At 70.5% G+C, this 18,308-nt stretch carries 13 protein-coding genes; 6 read left to right on the top strand and 7 right to left on the bottom strand.

The window, feature by feature from the left end; translation table 11 throughout:
• Positions 1-113: 113 nt before the first annotated feature.
• Both ASD90_RS06370 and ASD90_RS06365 read left to right on the top strand, forming a co-directional pair.
• Entirely contained in the window at positions 114-2,513 is a 2,400-nt protein-coding gene (locus tag ASD90_RS06370) for a helix-turn-helix domain-containing protein (protein ID WP_056752976.1), read from the top strand.
• 260 nt (positions 2,514-2,773) lie between these two features.
• Entirely contained in the window at positions 2,774-3,241 is a 468-nt protein-coding gene (locus tag ASD90_RS06365) for a methylglyoxal synthase (protein ID WP_056752973.1), read from the top strand.
• Between the two features lie 59 nt (positions 3,242-3,300).
• Here ASD90_RS06365 and ASD90_RS06360 read toward each other — a convergent pair whose 3' ends face one another.
• The 4 genes from ASD90_RS06360 to ASD90_RS06345 all read right to left on the bottom strand — a co-directional run bounded on the left by ASD90_RS06360 (position 3,301) and on the right by ASD90_RS06345 (position 10,696).
• Positions 3,301-4,728, bottom strand: coding sequence for an MFS transporter (locus tag ASD90_RS06360; protein WP_056752970.1), 1,428 nt, complete (start codon positions 4,726-4,728; stop codon positions 3,301-3,303).
• Positions 4,729-4,738: 10 nt separating this feature from the next.
• Positions 4,739-6,688, bottom strand: a complete 1,950-nt coding sequence (locus tag ASD90_RS06355) for an amylo-alpha-1,6-glucosidase (RefSeq protein ID WP_200958543.1) — start codon at positions 6,686-6,688, stop codon at positions 4,739-4,741.
• Positions 6,685-9,351: a glucosidase gene (locus tag ASD90_RS06350; RefSeq protein WP_235506401.1), complete on the bottom strand. Its 2,667-nt coding sequence runs from the start codon at positions 9,349-9,351 to the stop codon at positions 6,685-6,687. Before ASD90_RS06350 ends, ASD90_RS06355 begins: the two co-directional genes overlap by 4 nt.
• A 184-nt stretch (positions 9,352-9,535) precedes the next feature.
• The gene (locus tag ASD90_RS06345) at positions 9,536-10,696 is read right to left on the bottom strand and encodes an ROK family transcriptional regulator (protein ID WP_056752968.1); all 1,161 of its coding nucleotides are present in this window, start codon (positions 10,694-10,696) and stop codon (positions 9,536-9,538) included.
• A gap of 87 nt (positions 10,697-10,783) precedes the next feature.
• Here ASD90_RS06345 and ASD90_RS06340 point away from each other — a divergent pair, with 87 nt between their 5' ends.
• Positions 10,784-12,076, top strand: a complete 1,293-nt coding sequence (locus ASD90_RS06340; RefSeq protein WP_056752965.1) for a DUF1479 domain-containing protein — start codon at positions 10,784-10,786, stop codon at positions 12,074-12,076.
• Between the two features lie 32 nt (positions 12,077-12,108).
• Here the strand turns inward: ASD90_RS06340 and ASD90_RS06335 are convergent, their stop codons facing one another.
• Complete coding sequence (locus tag ASD90_RS06335; RefSeq protein WP_056752963.1) at positions 12,109-12,465, bottom strand: arsenate reductase family protein; 357 nt, start codon at positions 12,463-12,465, stop codon at positions 12,109-12,111.
• 137 nt (positions 12,466-12,602) lie between these two features.
• On the opposite strand from ASD90_RS06335, the gene ASD90_RS06330 reads away from it, so the two are divergent.
• Positions 12,603-13,166, top strand: a complete 564-nt coding sequence (locus ASD90_RS06330) for a hypothetical protein (RefSeq protein ID WP_056752960.1) — start codon at positions 12,603-12,605, stop codon at positions 13,164-13,166.
• A 17-nt stretch (positions 13,167-13,183) separates the two neighbouring features.
• Here the strand turns inward: ASD90_RS06330 and ASD90_RS06325 are convergent, their stop codons facing one another.
• Positions 13,184-13,519 (bottom strand): hypothetical protein, encoded by a 336-nt coding sequence (locus ASD90_RS06325; RefSeq protein ID WP_056752959.1) that lies wholly within the window; start codon positions 13,517-13,519, stop codon positions 13,184-13,186.
• Positions 13,520-13,879: 360 nt separating this feature from the next.
• On the opposite strand from ASD90_RS06325, the gene ASD90_RS06320 reads away from it, so the two are divergent.
• A complete protein-coding gene (locus tag ASD90_RS06320; protein ID WP_009777120.1) occupies positions 13,880-14,083 on the top strand; it encodes a cold-shock protein in 204 nt (67 codons plus the stop codon).
• A 190-nt stretch (positions 14,084-14,273) separates the two neighbouring features.
• On the top strand, positions 14,274-14,540 hold the full coding sequence (locus tag ASD90_RS23920) for a hypothetical protein (RefSeq protein WP_056752955.1): 267 nt from the start codon (positions 14,274-14,276) through the stop codon (positions 14,538-14,540).
• A gap of 582 nt (positions 14,541-15,122) precedes the next feature.
• Here the strand turns inward: ASD90_RS23920 and ASD90_RS06310 are convergent.
• Positions 15,123-17,618 carry a hypothetical protein gene (locus ASD90_RS06310; protein WP_157623021.1) on the bottom strand — a complete coding sequence of 832 codons (2,496 nt, stop codon included), beginning with the start codon at positions 17,616-17,618 and terminating at the stop codon, positions 15,123-15,125.
• Between the last annotated feature and the right edge of the window lie 690 nt (positions 17,619-18,308).

Here is an 18,308-nt window from a genome sequence, read left to right as displayed (position 1 = left end):
CGGGGTGATCGCCCTGACCGGAGAAGCGTCCTGCGGCTCGGGTCCACACACCACGGACGGCGATCGCACGGTTCCGACTGTACGAGCGGTGTACGAGACCTAGACTCCCCGGCGTGGCGGCCCTCGACCCAACCGACCCGGCCGGTTCCTCGCGACCGCAGGAGCCGTTCGGCGACGTCCTGCGCCGGCTACGGGAGGCGGCGGGCTGGACGCAGGAGGAGCTCGCCGCGCGTGCCGGGCTCACCTCGCACGGCATCAGCGCGCTCGAGCGGGGTCTCCGGTCACGCCCCTACCCGCACACCGTCCGCTCGCTCACCTCCGCCCTGTCGCTGGGCGCCGAGGACCGCGCGGCCCTCCTCGCGGCCGTGCCACCACGCGCCCGGGCGGCTATCGAACCGCTCCGGGCGGCCGACGGCGAGGTGTCCCAGGAGGGTCGAGGCGCGTCCCTGCCCTTGCAGCTCACCCCCCTGATGGGTCGGGACCGCGACCTCGACGCGGTGCTCGGACTGCTGCGCAGGCCCGGCGTACGGCTCGTCACGCTGACCGGCACCGGGGGCGTCGGGAAGACCCACCTCGCGACGACGGTGGCTCGCCGGGCGCGCGGCGACTACCCGGACGGCATCACGATGGTGCTCCTCGCCGCCGTGGAGGACGACGCCCTTGTGCTGCCGACGATCGGCCGGGCCCTCGGCCTCCACGCCGTCGAGGGCCCCGACGAGGCCGTCGTGAACGCCCTGGGCGGCCGACGTGTCCTGCTCGTGCTCGACAACCTCGAGCAGCTGCCCGGCGTCGGCATCACCGTGACCCGCCTGCTCGAGGAGTGCGACCAGCTCGTCGTCCTCGCGACGAGCAGAGCTGCCCTTCGCGTGCGCGGGGAGGTCGAGTATGCCGTGCAGCCGCTCGCGCTGCCCAGCGGGATCGGCGGCATGGCCGAGGTCGAGGCGGCGCCCGCCGGGATGCTCTTCCTGACGCGGGCGCGCGCGGTCTCGCCGGGTTTCGCCACGACCCCGGACGACGCGGTCGTGGTCACGGCCCTCTGCACGCGACTCGCCGGCATACCTCTTGCTCTCGAGCTCGCGGCCGCACGTGCCCGGCTCCTCTCCCCGCGGCTGCTGCTCGATCGGCTCGACGACGCGATGGCCCGTGAGGGATCCGCCGACCTGCCGGAGCGCCAGCGCACGATGCGCGCGACGCTCGACTGGAGCTACCGGCTGCTCACCGAGGCCGAGCAGGCCCTCTATCGTCGGCTCTCCGTCTTCACGGACGGGGCGTCGCTCGACGCCGTGGAGGCCGTGGCCGGCGAGCGCAACGGCGTCCTCGGGCACCTCGAGCGGCTCGTCGAGCACTCGCTCGTACGAGTGACCACCCTGCCGGACGGGTCGGTGCGGCACTCGATGCTCGAGCCCGTTCACCAGCACGCGGCGGCGCTGCTCGGCGGCGAGGAGCACGAGGATGCGCGGTCCCGGCACGCCGACTTCTACCGCACCCAGGCGATCGAGGCCGCCTGTCACTACGAGGGAGCCGACCAGGTCGTCTGGCTCGACCGGTCGGAGCGGGACGCGGGCAACCTCGTCTCCGCCGTCGACCACTGGATCGCCGTGGGGGACGGCCAGCGGGCCGGGGAGATGGCCTGGGCGTTGTGGCTCTTCTGGTGGCTGCGCGGTCACCTCAGGCAGGGTCGTCGTCTGGCCGAGGGCGCCCTGGCTCTCGAGATGTCACCGCCCGTCCGTGTGCGCACGACGTTGACGGCGGCCTCGATGGCGTTCGCGCAGGGCGACATCGAGACGAGCGCCCAGAGGTGGCAGGTCGCCCGCCGCATCGCCGTGGACACCGACGACGCGCTCGGCCGCGCGTTCGGAGAGGCCGGTGAGGGCCTCGCTGCCCTCGCTGCAGGCAGCCTCACGAGCGCCGGCCAGCACTTCGCGCGCGTCCTCGAGGCCGTGGGCCCCGACGACCCCGAGGCCGACTGGATCCTGGGCCTGACCCACGTGTGGCTCGGCACCGTGCACCTGCTCCAAGGTGCCCCCGATGCAGCGATCTCGCGCTACGAGCAGGGGCTGGCGCGTGCTCGCCGTCGCGGTGACCGCCTCACGACCTACGTCGCGCTCTACGGGCTGGTCCAGGCCGCCCTGGCGCTCGGGCGACCGGAGGACGCCCGTGGGCTCCTCCTCGAGGGCATCGAGCTCTCCGACGAGACCGGTGACCTCGCCAATCTCGCCTTCTTCCTCGAGAGCCTTGCCGTCGTGGAGGGCTCGACCGGCGACCACTCGCGCGCCACGCTGCTGCTCGGCGCCTCCTCGGCGATGCGTGACCGGGTGGGCTCGGCGGTGTACGGCTACTACCTGCCCGACCCCGATCTCCGGGCCGCGGCCGAAGGCGGCGCCCGGGCACGACTGGGCGACGACGCCTTCGTCGCCGAGCTGACGCACGGCCGCTCGCTGACGCCGAACGAGGCGGTCGCCGTGGCCGTCGGCGACCGGCGCGGCCCTCGGATCGAACGTCCGCGTCGCTGAGCACGGTCGTCGGACCCACCGCTCGGTGCGCCCTGTGGGGGCGCACATGAGGAGAGGCGCCACTCGCTCGGGGGTCCGAGTGGCGCCTCTTCTGACCACTCCATCGGCAGGGCGGGCCGGGGCGTTACAGCGATCCGGGAACTTTCTTCCTGCGCGTGGCTCCGCGAGCCGCAACACGGCGCTCACACGGTGGCAACGGCGACGTCACGTCCGTCGGTCAGCGTGGAGGCACCAGCCCCGACCACGGAGGCCAGACACGCATGACGACGACCGAACGAGGGATCGCCCTCGTGGCCCACGACAACAAGAAGCCCGACCTGCTCCGGTGGGCCGCCTTCAACAGCGAGACCCTCGAGGAGCACCGCCTCTACGCCACGGGCACGACGGGCACCCTGCTCCAGTACGAGCTCGGCCTTCCGGTCACCCGGCTGCTCAGCGGCCCGGTGGGCGGCGACCAGCAGATCGGCGCCCGGATCGCCGAGGGCCTCATCGACCTGCTCGTCTTCTTCTGGGACCCGCTCGAGCCACAGCCGCACGATCCCGACGTCAAGGCCCTGCTGCGCGTGGCCGCGGTCTGGAACACCGCGGTGGCCTGCAACGTCGCGAGCGCCGACCTGATGATCTCCTCACCCCTGCTGTCGGGCGACTACACGCCGACGCGTCCCGACTTCGGAGACCAGTCGCTCACCTACGACGTACCGGCGGGTGGGCCGCCCCTCGTGGCCTGACCCGCGCACACGGGGGCCGCGCCCGCCACGCTGGACGTGGCGGGCACGGCCGCTTCCGGTCAGGTCTGCTGGACCGGGTCCGTGTGCGAGATCGAGCGGGCGGCCGCCGCCCGCGGGAGCCGTGCGGCGGCGGCCAGGCCCGCCACCCCGACCACGCCCAGAGCGGCCATGGCGAGTCCGTAGCCCCGTTCCGGGGTCGTCGTCAGACCGGCGACGAGGATCGTGCCGGCGACGGCCGTCCCGAGGCAGGAGCCGAGGTTGGAGACGCTTCGCGACAGCCCCGAGATCTCACCCTGCCGGTCCTGGCTGAAGCTGGACTGGACCACGTTCACCGAGGGGGTCAGCATCGTGCCGAGGCCGACCCCGATCATGAGCAGCCCCGGCGTGAAGGCCCAGGCGTTCGACGACCCTGTCACCAGCACGAGCAGCAGGGCGATGCCGCTGGTCGAGATGGCGAAGCCCGCCAGGATGAGCGTCCGCTGGGCGAGGCGTTGGGCAAGACGGCCCGCTGCCAACGAGGAGACCAGCAGGCCGACCGTGGCCGCCGTGAAGATCACGCCGGTCGAGATCGCGTCGTAGCCACGCACCACCTGCAGGTACGCCGAGACGACGAACGACACGCCCATGAGGATCAGCCACTGCGCGCTCTGCGTGATGAGCCCGAGGTTCGAGGTGCGGTTGTGGAAGAGCGACGTGGACAGCAGCGGTTCCTCGCCGGCGCGTTCCATGGCGATCACCGATCGGAAGAACCAGAACAGCACCGCTGCACCGAGTGCAAGGAGGGCGACCATCAGCCAGCCGCTCTCGTCGGCGGCCAGGATGCCCATGACCACGAGCACGAGACCGACCGCGGACAGCACCGCCCCGCGGGTGTCGAACTGACGCGTGGGATCGGCAGGCACGGGGTCCTCGATCCGCCGGCTGAGCAGGACGATCACCCCCACGACGACGGCCTGGAACAGGAACGCTGCCCGCCAGCTGACTGCCGAGGTGATCAGGCCGCCGATCAGCGGCCCCGCGGCGGCTCCGACCCCGCCGAGGGCACTGATCACGCCGAAGGCGCGGGCCCGTGAGGTGGTCTCGGTGAACAGCATCGTCGTCAGGATGTAGACGGGCGGGATCAGCAGGGCAGTGCCGACCCCCTCGAGGATCGAGTTGCCCAGGATGAGGACCCCCAGACCCGGGGCCGCCGCACTCATCAGGGCGCCGACGCCGTAGAGGACGAGACCGACGGTGAAGCAGCGCCGCCGGCCGTAGCGGTCGGTCAGCTTGCCGGCCGGGATCATCAGCGCGGCCATGACGAGCAGGAAGATCGTGATGGCCGTCTGCACGCCCTGCACCGTCGTGTCCAGGTCTTCGCTGATGTCGTTGATCATGACGTTCATGTTCGAGCCGGCAAAGCTGCAGATGAACTGGGCCAGGGCCAGCGGGACCAGGACCCTGCGCAGGTCGGTCGAGGTTCGGGCCACGGCTGGAGTCTCGTTCATGGCGTCTCTCTTACGTCGGTGGGATGGGGTGGCCGTCCGCGAGCGAGGCCCTCGCCCGGATGAGCTCGGCGACGGACCATGCCTGGAAGGGGCAGCCGGTCGCGCCATGGGGTGCGTCCCCGTCGGCCGTCTCGGACACCGAGCCGAGCCCGAACTCGGACAGGTGCAGCTCGAGTCCGTCGAGCAGGCCGGTCGTGTCCTCCTGGGCGCGGCGCACCGCGTCCACGTAGGGACCCATGAGCCAGGGCCAGACCGTGCCCTGGTGGTAGGCCCGGTCACGGGCGGCTGGTCCGCCCCGGTGTCGGCCGAGGTAGGCGGGGCCCTCGGGCGACAAGGACCGAAGGCCGACCGAGGTCGCCAGGTCGGCGCGGCAGGCAGCGACGACAGCGGCAGCGGTCCGAGGGTCCTGCACAGGGCCGTGGGGCAGCGACGCGGCCAGCAGCTGGTTCGGCCGGCATTCGGTGTGCGCCCGTCCGGCGTCATCGACCAGATCGGGGAGGCCGTGCGGGCCGACGGGGAAGAGAGTCCCGAACGAGTCGATCGCCTTGTCTCGCAGCGCGCCCCAGTCGTCGGTGGTGCGCCCGACCCGTTCCAGGAGATCGATGGCGCTCCCGAGCCCGTTGATCCAGAGCGCCTCGACCTCCACGGGATAGCCGGAACGCGGGGTGACCGGCCGGCCGTCGATCCGCGCATCCATCCAGGTCAGGGCCCATCCGTCGGCCCCGCCTCGCACGAGGCCGGTGGCCGGGTCGACGCGGATGCCGAAGCGGGTGCCGGCCCGGTGTGCGGACAGGATGTCGACGACGGTGTCGGCGAGCTGCGCGGCCAGGTCCACGTCAGCGGTGGCTGCAACGTGCCGACCCAGCGCGTGCAGGAACCAGAGCGTGGCGTCGATGGTGTTGTACTCGAGCGTGCCGACGTCAGCGGTGTTGGCCAGCATGCCCTCGGACACGCTGTCGGCCGCTCGGACGAGCACGGAGCGCCCTTCGTCGGCCCGGCCTGTCGCGAGGAAGAGTCCCTCGTAGGAGGTGAACAGGTCACGCGACCACTCACCGAACCACGGGTAGCCGGCCACGGCGGTGGGGCCGCTCGGGGTCCGCACCACGAACCGGTCCGCGGCGACGGCCAGGGTCCGATCGACGGGGCCACGAGCACCGGCCTGCGCAGCGAGCGCGTCGGCCCGGGCCCGGGCCTCGGCCACGAGGGTCACCGCGTCCGGAGACGGGCCGCCCAGATCGGTCGAGGCCGTCACCCCGAGCACGTCACCAGCCCTGAGCTGGGCGGTGAATGTGCCTGCGGCCCAGACGTCCTCGGTCGCACCCAGCCCTCTCGCCACCTCCTCTCGATGGTGGACGCCGCGGTACCACTCGCCCCCGGGACGGTAGTTCGGGCCCTCCACCCGATAGGCGGACTCGAAGACGAGTCCGGACCCGGTCGGCTCCACGTCGGGGTCGGACCCAGCGAACCGGTCACCGTGCTGGTCGCGCCACGTGCACAGCGGAGTCACCTCCAGGCGCGCCTCCCCGCCCAGCAGGCGGTGCACCACCGCCACCGCGCTGAGACCGTGAGCCATGGCCAGCTCGACCTCCAGCTGCACCGCACCGAGGTCGAAGCGCCAGCGCGGCACCCCGTCCACCAGGTCGAACGAGGCGAGCTGCTCGTGCCCGCGCGGATCCACGACGCCGCCTGCCCACTCGTGGGTCGACAGCCGGATACGGCGGTCCCCGACCACGACCACGGTGTCGAGGGCGGCCAGTCCGAGCATCCGGGACGCGCCCGCCGGTGCGGTCGGGGCCACGAGCAGGCCGTGGTACCGACGGGTGTGCAGTCCCGAGATCGTGCCGCAGGCGTACCCGCCGAGCCCGTCGGTCACCAGCCACTCCCTCGACGAGGCCTCGTCGAGGGAGCCGCAGACGCCCCGACCGAACGCGATCCCGGTGGCGCGCCGCGCAGGGCTCACGGGCCCCACGCCTGCTGGTTGCCGGCGAACGGGTCGGGCCGGCAGATCAGGTCTGCCACGAGTCCGGTCCACCCGGTCTGGTGGCTGGCTCCCAGTCCGGCGCCGTTGTCGCCGTGGAAGTACTCGTAGAAGGTCACGTTGTCCCGCCATCGCGGGTCGTCCTGCAGCTTGTCGACCCATCCGTGGCAGGGCCGACGGCCGTCAGGGCCCCTGAGGAACAACGAGATCAGGCGCCGACGCAGGTCGTCGGCGCAGTCGGCCAGCCCCTGCGTGTGCCCGCTGCCCGTGGGGTACTCGACCTCGCCCGCGGCGCCGAGGGACCGGGCGTAACGCTGGAGGTTGCGCAGCACGAGGTAGTTGACCGGCATCCAGACCGGTCCGCGCCAGTTCGAGTTGCCGCCGAACATGCCCGTCGTGGACTCGGCGGGCTCGTAGTCGACCGTGACCGTCGATCCCGCGAGCTCGACCCAGAGCGGGTGCTCGCGGTGATACCGCGACAGACCTCGCAGCCCGTGCGGGGACAGGAACTCGTCCTCGTCGAAGACCCTGGCCAGGACCCGGCGCACCTCCTTCGACGGGACCACACCCATCGCGACCGCATCGGTGCCGGGGACCGGGACCACTCGTCCAGCGCCGCGGTCCGGGTGGCTGGAGACCTGTCGGCCGAGGAAGCCCGAGAAGCGCTTCTGGAGGGTCTCGAGCGTTGCCAGCAGGTCGGGCCCCACGACGACCATCCCCATCAGCGGCAACACCCCGACCATCGACCGCACCTTGATCGGGACGGTGCTGCCGTCGGTGGAGTGGAAGACGTCGTAGAAGAAGCCGTCCTCCTCGTCCCAGAGCCCTTGGGAGTGCATGGCGTCGACGATGAGCACGAAGTGCTCGATGAACTTCACCTCGATGTCGGTCCAGGCGTCGTCCTTCTCGGCGAGGATCCTCGCGATCTCCAGGAGGGTGAGCGCGTAGAACGCCATCCAGCTCGTGCCGTCCGCCTGCTCCAGGCGGCCGCCCGGTGGCAGGTGCGACCGGTCGATCGCGCTGATGTTGTCCAGGCCCAGGAAGCCACCGGCGAAGAGGTGGTCGCCCTCCGGGTCCATCCGGTTGACCCACCACGTGAAGTTCATCAGCAGCTTGGGCATCAGGCGGGCCAGGAAGTCGGTGTCGCGCCTGCCGTCGATGTCCCACACGTGCAGGGCCGCCCAGGCGTGCACGGGCGGGTTGGCGTCGCTGAAGGCCCACTCGTATGCCGGGAGGGCGCCGTTCGGGTTCTGGAACCACTCCCGGCAGAGCCCGAGCAGCTGGTACTTGGCGAACGCCGGGTCGAGATGCGCCAGGGCGACCGTGTGGAACGCCATGTCCCAGGCCGCGAACCACGGGTACTCCCACGGATCCGGCATGGACAGGATGTCGCGAGCGTCCACGTTGAGCCACCCGGCATTGCGCCCGGTCCTGCGCTCCGCCGGAGGTGGAGGCTGCGTGGGATCACCCTCGAGCCAGCGCTTCACGTCGTAGCGGTAGAACTGCTTGCCCCAGAGCATCCCCGCGAAGGCCTGCCGCGCCACCAGGCGGGCGTCCTCGTCGACGTCGGCGGGGATCACCTCGGCATAGAACTCGTCGGCCTCGGCGCGACGCTGCTCGAGCACCGTGTCGAACGCTGCGCCGAAGGCGGGCGCCGAGGACGGCGCCCGCAGCCGGACGCGTACGACCTGCGTCTCGCCCGGGGCCACGGTCAGGCGGTACCAGGCCGCGCTCTTCGACCCGACCCGGTCCGGGTTGACCGTCGGCGCACCGGTCACGACGTGGTCGTTGACCCCGTCCTTCGGGTAGTCCGCTGACGAGTCCGAGCCGTACAGCCTCCGGCTGTTGGTCTCGTTCTCGCAGAACAGCAGCTCGGGCGACTCGCCGGCGGGTCCGGGCGCGAGCTCCCACCCGAGCTCGCCGAACCGCGGGTGTTCCACCGCGACCCGGTCGGGGGCCGTCGCCCTCAGCGACGGCCGGGTGGCGCCCACGTCCCAGGACCACGTGTTGCGGAACCACAGCTGGGGCAGGACGTGCAGCGTCGCCACGTCCGGGCCCGCATTGGTGACGCGGACCTCCATGAGCAGGTCGTGCGGGTCGGCCTTGGCGTGCACGACGTCGACCACCCAGTAGCGGTCGTCGTCGAAGACCCCGGTGTCCATGAGCTCGTACTCCGGCTGCGTCTGGTCGCGGCGGCCGTTCTCGGCCACCAGTGCGGCATACGGGTACTCGGCCTGCGGGTAGTGGTAGCGCCAGTGCAGCCACGCGTGGCTCGGCAGGGCGTCGAGGAACCACCAGTACTCCTTGACGTCCTCGCCGTGGTTGCCCTCGGGGCCGGTCAGGCCGAACATCCGCTCCTTGAGGATCGGGTCGCGGCCGTTCCACAGCGCCAGGGCCATGCACAGGTTCTGGCCGACGTCGCTGACGCCTGCCATGCCGTCCTCGCCCCAGCGGTAGGCACGGGAGCGGGCGTGGTCGTGGGGGAAGTAGTCCCACGCAGCCCCGTCGGCGCTGTAGTCCTCGCGCACGGTTCCCCAGGCCCGCTCGGAGAGGTAGGGCCCCCAGTCGTACCACGGGGTGGCCTCGTGGAGGCCGTCCTCGGGGTGGCCGAACGACTCCACCCTGCTGCGTTCCGCACCGGACATGTGGGGCTCCCCTTCGTCGGACGACCAGTACATCGGGTCAACGTGTCAACTGGATGAACTCTGTGGGATCTGCGTGTTACCGGCGAGACCCCGGGCCGAGGAGCCGGCCGGCCGGCCAGCGGTCGGGAGTCCGTTCGCGCGGGCCATGCGAGAGCCGCCCCGACCGGATCAACGCCGGATGTGGTCACTCGCGGTCCTGCTCCCTGGCCGGTGCACGTACCGCGGCGACGACCGACTCGCGGAGCTGGTGCAGGGCCGCCGCGCGGGCACCGGCGAGCTGCGGCCGGTCGCCGTCGAGGGCCGCGACGACCGGAGCTCGGCGCGGCAGGTCGGCTGACCGGCGGCGAAGCTCCTCGACGACGGCGCCGTCGCGCCCCCAGGCGCCCCCGACGACGACCACCTCGGGGTCCGCGAGCGCTGTCACCGCGTCGAGGACGCCCGAGATCGCGGCCCCCAGGGCGACGAGCGTCGTGTCGCCGCTGGGGGCCTCGGCGACCTTCGTCCGCAGCAGATCGACATCGATGGCGGTCGAACCGGGTCGGCGCAGCCCGAGCTGGGCGAAGACCTCGGTCAGACGCACGGCCCGCCCGTCGGGCCCCTCCGTCAGGAGGTGGGCGACCTCCCCGGCCAGGCCGGCGTGACCACGCCGCACCTCACCGTCGGACACGACGGCGCAGCCGAGCCCTTCGTCGAGGTAGAGGTAGACGAAGTCGCTCGAGCCCTCGACGGCTCCGGTCGCACGTTCGGCCCGGGCCGCCCAGTTCACGTCGTTGTCGACGAGGACGGGCCCGTCGACGGCGTCTGCGAGCAACGCCGGCGCGTCGAGGTCACCGACGAGGAAGGGGGCGTCAGGCAGGTGCACCAGGCGGCCGGTCCGGCGGTCCACCGGGTCCGCCGCGCTGACGACCGCCAGGCCGAAGCGCCTGCGCCCCGTCCCGCTCGCCCCCACCTCCGCGACAGCCTCTGTCAGGGCCAGGCCGACGGCGCCGACGCCGGCATCGCGGGCCAGCGCGATCTCGGTCGCGGTGACCACGTCGCCGTAGGCGTCGACGGACTCGGCCATGACGGCGTGCGGGGTGATGCTGACGACGAGGGCGGCCACGCAGTCGGGCGCGAGCGCGTAGTAGGCGCCGGCCCGGCCCCGTCCCGAGCTGCGCTCCCCCGTGTCGACGACGAGCCCGGCCTCGACGAGGCGCCGCACGCCCTCGGAGATCGTGGGTTTCGAGATGGCGGTGAGCGCCGCGATCTCGGCCCGGGTGAGACGGCGGCGGTCCATCAGCGCCCGCAGCACGTGCTCCTCGGTGAGCGAGCGCAGCAGGTCGAGGCTCGGCTTCGCAGAGGGCATGCCGCCATTCTAGTTAGGACTCTTGCCCAAAAGTGCGCGACGCGCTACCGTCTTCATTCGTAAGGAGTCCTGACCAAAGGAGCGCTCATGACCACGACCCACGTCACCCCCTCCGACACGGACCTCCCGCACTGGGAGACCCCGCCCGACGACCTTCCCGCAGCGGTCCGCGAGGTCAAGCGCGCGATGCGTGAGCGCATCGCGGCATCCGGGCGCACGGTCTCCGAGGTCTTCGCCGTCGTCGAGGCCCTAGTCGCCGAGCGCGTCGCCGAGATCCGTGCCGACCACGAGCGCGGAGAGGAGGTCTGGCCCGTCATCGACTACGCCGACATCGAGAACGGCACGGTCAGCCCCGAGCAGCTCGACAAGCTGCGCCGTCGCGGGTGCCTCGTCGTCCGCGGCCACTTCCCGCGCGAGCAGGCGCTCGCCTGGGACGCCGGCATCGTCGACTACGTCGAGCGAAACGCCTTCTTCGAGACCTACCGCGGACCCGGTGACGACTTCTTCGGCAGCGTCGGCTCCAAGCCCGAGATCTACCCGGTCTACTGGTCCCCCGCGCAGATGGAGGCCCGGCAGAGCGAGCGCATGGCCACGGTGCAGTCCCTGCTCAACGCCCAGTGGAAGCACGAGTCCGGCGGTGTCACCTGGTTCGACCCCGACCGCGACTCGCTCTACCCCGACCGGATCCGCCGCCGGCCGCCGGGTGCCGACTCCAACGGCCTCGGCGCCCACTGCGACCCGGGCACGCTCGACCTCTGGATGACGCAGGGCTACCAGCAGGCCTTCCGTCACCTCTTCGACGGCAGCGTCGAGCAGTACGACCCGTGGGACGCCGCCCACCGGACCTCCGGGCCGCAGTACCCGGGCACGACGATGTGCTCCGCCTTCCGCACCTTCCAGGGCTGGACCGCGCTGTCCGACATGGACCACGACCAGGGCGTCCTGCACACGGTCCCGATCCCCGAGGCGATGGCATACCTCATGCTTCGTCCGCTGCTCGACGACGTCGCCGACGACGACATGTGCGGGGTCACGACCAACCAGGTCTTCCCCGCCAGCGAGCGGTGGCACCCGCTGCTCATCGAGGCCCTGAGCGGGATCCCCGACGTGCAGGCCGGCGACTCCGTCTGGTGGCACTGCGACATGATCCACAGCGTCGCGCCTGTCACCGACCAGCAGGGCTGGGGCAACGTCATGTACATCCCGGCGGCGCCGTGGTGCGAGCGCAACGAGCGGTATGCCGCCAGCGTGCGCAGGGCGTTCCTCAGCGGTTCCAGCCCGAGCGACTTTCCGGAGGAGCACTACGAGCGCACCTGGCCCGACCGGTTCGCCCCCGAGCAGCTCAACGACACCGGGCGCCGCGGGCTCGGGCTGGACTGAGCCGGGGCCACCGGACCACCGGCCCGCTGCCGTCACTCCGCGAGGAACGCCGCGACCCGCTCCTTCGGCCGACCGATGATGGCGCGCCCTCCCTTGACCAGGACGGGCCGCTGGAGGAGGCGCGGGTGCTCGGTGAGCACCGCGACGACCTGCTCGCGGGTCTCGACGTCGGCCTCGGTCAGCCCGAGCTCGGCGAAGTACGCGTCGCGCCGGACGAGGTCGGTCGGTGCGTCCTCGAGCTTGTCGAGCAGGTCCCCCAGGGCGACCGCGTCGAGCGGGTGCCGCAGGTAGTCCACGACCTCGGCCTCGATGTGGGCCTCGTCGAGGCGCCCCATCGCCGCCCGCGACGTCGAGCAGCGGCTGTTGTGCAGGATCGTCACGTCACTCATGGCGCCGAACCTTAGCGGCGTGAGCCGACGCGTTGGTGCGAGGCTCGCGCAGCCCTTGTCCCCGGGCACGACACCGGAGGACGATCGACGGGTCAGGGTGGTCCGCGTCCACGACGAGTGGTGCTCGAGGAGCGTTCATGGGGATTCGCGACAGGCTCGGCAAGATCAGGCCACGCAAGCAGGGCGGTGCATCCGACGTGCAGGCGATGGACGTCGCCCGATACACCTTCCTGCTGCGCGTGGCGCCGTCGGACGCGCTCCGACAGGCGCACCGCGAAGCCTTCGCCACGCTCTCGTCGGACCAGTCGGAGGCCCTGTTCCTCCGTCTCGACCACGACCTGCCGGACGGACTCCGGCCGCCGACGGCAGAACCGGCCGACCTGGCCCAGGCCGCCTTCTCGGCGCAGCTGCTCGACCCTGGACATCTGGTCAGGATCCTGCGCCGCCCGGGCCAGGGCGTCACCGAAGGGCATGCGGCCGGGTCCGGCGCCACGCCGGGCGGCGAGCTGCTCTACGCGCACTCGCTCCTGGCGTCCGTCGCCGGCGCGGTGGCCGTGTCACCTGCGGTCACGGAGTGGCTCGCGGGCTTCTCCAACTCGCCCGAGGCCGCGCAGGTCGACCCTTCGCACTTCGTCCGCAGTCCCGGCGGAGGCACCTACGGCTCGACGCTCGCCCGGCACACCGGCGTCGCCGGCGACTGAGGGGCGGAGGCGGCGCCTCACCCCTGTCGTGTGGCGAGCGCCTCGAAGTTCTCGTACAGCTCGGGCACGCCGTGCTCTTCACGCAGCTTCTTGGCGGCGGGCCCGACCCGTGACCAGAGTCCAGACATCCAGAGCCAGTCGAGGACGAGGTCGGTGTCGAGAAGCCCGTTCTTCGTGAGGGTCCCGATCGTCTCGCCCCAGTTGAGGACACGGGAGACGAGCACGTCGTCGGTGGACGCTGTCTCGGGGTCGAAGTCATCGGCCCAGATCGCCTGCTGGGCCTCCTCGATGCCCATGGTGGAGCCCCACTGGGCCACCTGCACGAGCAGTGCTCCGTCGGCCTGGTTCGGCATGTCGCCCTCCCTTGTCATGGCCCTGATCCGGCTCCAAGAACGCTACTCGCCGCCGTTTCGCCGCACAGGTGTTCGTCGGAATGCGGGGCAGCCCGCGGCACCGAAGCGCACCTGGACGACGCTTCGTGCGGTCACCGGCCCATCTCGAGGCCCGGACAACACGAGGCCAACGGGCACCGGGACCGGGCCGTGGGGACCTGCGACTGCTACCTTCGTTCCCAGTTGCCGTCCCAGTCCGTCATGTGCGGGCTCGGCACGACGTAGCGGCCGCGCGAAGGTTCGCGTGACGCGCCCGTCGTGACCAGCGGCAGCCTGAGGTCTCCGCACGGGAGGCCTCGCAGACAAGAAGAGGCAACACCAGTGGCAACAGGCACCGTGAAGTGGTTCAACAGCGAAAAGGGCTTCGGCTTCATTGAGCAGGACGGCGGCGGCGCCGATGTCTTCGTTCACTACTCGGCCATCGAGAGCGGCGGCTACCGCGAGCTCCAGGAAGGCCAGAAGGTCGAGTTCGACGTCACGCAGGGCCCGAAGGGCCCCCAGGCGGAGAAGGTCAAGGGCATCTGACCCCCCACAGCCTTCGGTGACTTCGGTCCCGCGCAGATCCCCGACCTCCTGGTCGGGGATCTGCTTTTTCACGGGCGAGCGCCACGTCGAGCACGGCTCTCGCTCGTCAGCTGTCGCCACGAGCAAGGAACCCTCGCCATGTGTAGCGACGCGCACAGACACGGGGACTGCTCGCGGCCGATCCTGAGGCATGGACACGACCAGGAGCTTCACGTGCATGATCGGCCGGCACCGCTGGGAGCCCGCTGCCGACCCCACACACGGCCACACCTGCACGGAGTGCGGTAGGCACCGCCCCGGTGTGCGCGGCGGCCGCCACGGCGCGGGTCGAGGCCACTCCGCCGGCTTCGGGGCCGAGAGCGGTTGGGGCTACGTCAATGGCGACGGGTTCGGTGGCGGGTTCGGTGGCGGGTTCGACGGCGGCGGCTGCGGTGGCGACGGCGGCGGCAGCTGCTGAGCGCGGACGAGAGGACCGATCATGCGACTGAGGAACGTCCCGTGCTGGGTCATGGGGCACGTGTACCGACGCCAGCCTGGTGACAAGGACGTGATCGTCTGCCAACGGTGCCACCGCCGGGAGCTCCTGGCGGTCAAACGCATGCGTGACAGCGCGGACCGACCCTGGGTGTGATCCCTCCACGCCTGCTCGGTCACCCTCGCGGAGGTGGCGAGACGACGAGCTCGCGCGCACCTTCCGAACGGACATCCCGGCCGGTCGCGTCAGACGTTGAAGCGGAACGATCACGCGGGATAACGGTGGTCGTTGGGCATGGTTAGTCGATGTCGGCGAATGCGGTCTGACCTGCGGAAACGCGGTCGTGGAAGCGTTGGACGTCGTCAGCGATCGTCGGTCTCGGCCGGACTTCTTGCGGACTGTTTGCGGACCGCTGGGTCACCGCGAGGGCCCTTGGGCCAAAGAGGCACCGAGCAGTGTCCGGGCCTACTTGTCGGCCTTCGGTCACCGCAGCACCACCCTGGTGCACGCCCCTAGCGGTCTTGGTTGGCATCGCCTCGAAGTGGCTCGAATCTCGCGGGTCGTTCACCAGTCGACGTACTCGGACCCCACCGCGGGTCCACCAACGCCGGTGAGGAGACGTAGTCGTGGGCGATGGCCCGGAGTTGTCCATGTGTATGAGGCCATGCAGTCGGTCATCGCCGTGACGGACGATTGGACCCACTGGTCCCGGGTTGTGGCGAGAACGATCTCGTCGGCCCTGAGGACGTCGGCCCAGAGTGCCCGCTTGCCGGCGGCCTTCACACGCTCCTTGCCATTGCTGTGGAGCTGGTCGGTGGTCTTGACCTCACCCGTGACAACCGAGCCATCGGCGTGGATCAGCACGTCTGTCTCTGCGACCGGCTTGCTGCCGCTAACCAGTTCGGTCTCTGCGGCGTCGGTGAAGGACTTCGACGATGCTTTGATGTGGTGAGCGGCTGCAAGCGGGGCGACGCCGTTCATCAGCACGAGCTCGCGGGCGACGGGATGGAGGTCGTAGAACCACAGGGGCTCGTCGTCGGGCTTCTTCCATGCGGCCAAATCAAGGTCGTTGTTGGCGGAGCAGCTGGCACAGCGGTTGGTCTGAGAGAGCTCGTCGACCGCGACGAACGCCGCCTTGCGACACTCGGCGCAGAGGAGGGCCAGCCCTCGGCGGAGGACCCGCCCGCTGACAAGGCGATCCACCTGCATACGGACCTCCCCGGGCTCCACATCATCGGCCCAGCACCCCGCGATGCCCTTGAAGGTAAGGACGCCGCCGTGACCGGTGATCACCACGCCATGTCCCTCCTCGTAGGTCGCACTGCTTCCCTTGCTACCTGCCGCGCCGGCGGGACCGAACAGCCGCAGAACCTTGCTCCACTGGCCTGCGAGGTCGTCGATCATCTGCCCGCGGCCGCCCCAAAGCGTGGCGAGCACCTGCGCGCTGATCCCGGATGCCGAGTGCTGGGTCGTGTAGCCACGCTGCCTGCTCATGGCCTCCACCCAGTCGCTGAGCGAGAGCTCGCGGACCTTGGGTCGCGCGACTTGCTGGTCCGGTGCCATCCCGGGCGTCGTGAAGTCGTACCGTTCCGAATGCCAGGTGATACCCGCCCGGCTACTCCGGATGTAGGTGTGGGCCGGGTCTTGTCCTTCGACGCAAATTTCGCGGCCAAGCAGCCCGCGCCCGCGAGGCATCACCGACCCGTCGAAACTCAGCTCCACCTGCCAGCTGAAGCCGTGGCTGCCCTCGCGGGCAACGGAGCTGGCGAGCGTGGGGCCGGGTGGCTTCATCACCATCTCGACTCCCCCTTCCCCGTCTCGGTGGACCGGGACAGGGAACTCGGCGCTGAAGTTGTCGCGAACTGCGAGGGTCAGCGACCCGTTGTAGCTCCAAGGGATGTCGCCGGCGGCGACTGTTCGCTTTCGGGAGCGGTTCCGGCCCGGCCGCGGGTTGTCGATCGCGCCCTGTAGGAGGTCACGGACCGCGAGGACGTCTGCCTGGTCTGCACGAGCTGAACAGACGTGGATACCGCGTCTTGTTCGCTGCCAGTCGTGGGCGATCGAGTCGAGAACATCGTGTGACTCATCGCTGTCTGCTGAGAACCAGTCAGGGTGAAGCCATGCGGCGTGTCCGTAGAGCCGGTCGAGCACCATCCAGAGAGCGAAGTCGTCGGGCGAGTCACCAACAACCACCCATGCCGGGTTATGGCGTGTGCTACCCACACTGACCGTAGTCAGCCCGGCCCGGGAGTTGTGCCAGGCCTGCGGCAACTGTTCAACCTGGAATCCGAACGTCGCGCCCCCCGACGGATTAGCGATCAGCTCACTCGCCTCCGGAGGAACGAGGGTGAACACCCCTTGCAGCCAAGCGGCCATCCAGACTGCGGCGTCGCCAGTCACCGTCGGGGGGCTCGGCGTGAGATCGGGACGCTGCACCGCACCCAGCTTTGCTGCAGTAAGGAGGCCGAGTGCACCACCCCAGGCCGGAGGTGCACTTAAGCACGCCTTGGCGGCGAACGCACGGAGCCTGTCGACGTGGGTCAGCCCTGATCCCGTGGGGTCCGCCTTGCTGAGCTGATGAAGCGGGTCGTCCCACACCGGTTCTCCCTCTTCGTCCTCTCCCCGCATGCGATGAGGGCTGCAGGCGGCGACAACGGTGTCTCGAGCAGCGGCAGCGAGCTCGTCGAAGACCTCCTGCTCGCCGACCCGCGCGATAAGTTCAACGCGTTCCTCGCCCGTGATGGGAGCGCCATTTTCCTCGGCAAGCACAAGAGCACCCGGAGCAGCCGCCTCGCGCTCGGCGATCGTGCGCGCAGAAGTCGCCACATAGTCCGGGTCAAAGGCGACTACGGCCTTGAGAACGGTTCGGCCGACTTTGCCATCATGATGGGGAACTAGCACGAATCCTGCGCCGCCCCAGACCTCCGAGCTCTGGGCCAGCGCGATACGCGCGGCGGCCACCCATGCCTTGTCGGACCCATCGACAATCACGGCAACGCGCGGAGCGCGCAACATCAGGTCGATTGCGGCGTAGTCGAGAGCCGGGGTCGAGACGGACATGGGATAGTTCTATCGCCAGTCAGGTCACTCTTGGGGACTTGGCCGCGTGGACCGCGCCATTTGACCACGCCCCGTCGGGGCGCCGACTGGCACCAGTCGCGAATATGATTGCCCATGGCATTCGCGGCGGCACGGACCTACCAATGCATATCTCCCTCATCCCCAACGGTTCCAGCTGGAGTGTGGTCGCACGTCGCGGACAAGACGTGGCAGGTTCGACCAACGTGGTGGCCTTTCGTCTCGGCCTTCGTCGTCCGTCGGCCATATGCACCGCCGACGCTACTCACAGTTGCCGCGGAAACTGCCCTCCTCCTGGAAAACACCAACTGGCGGCCAGGCGTTGCCCTCAGCTGGAGCGGTGTAGCCATGTCCTCCCCGTCTCACATGTCGCGCTTCCTGACCGAATCCTTGGGCCTTTGCATCGCGATCGAGTCGGCGTCCGTCTACGGCTGGGATCCTCTCCGAGCCATCCTGGACGCCGACCGGCTCAGCAAGACCTCCCCATTGTACGTCGCGTCTGGTAGCCGCCCTGACTTCATCGTTCAGACAAGTTCTGGATGGCACGGGATTGAGGCGAGGGGTCGCGGCTCTGGGGGTCCCGTTGGGTCTAGGCGTCCGGTTGCCGTGCAAAAGTCGAAGCTCGAGGGGATGCACAACTGGTCGGTCAAGGTTGCCACGGACTCAAGAGTC

This window comes from Terrabacter sp. Root181, from assembly GCF_001428505.1.
Classification (GTDB): domain Bacteria; phylum Actinomycetota; class Actinomycetes; order Actinomycetales; family Dermatophilaceae; genus Terrabacter.
The sequence above is the reverse complement of the archived record's forward strand: the minus strand, read 5'-3'. Positions and strand labels throughout refer to the sequence as shown.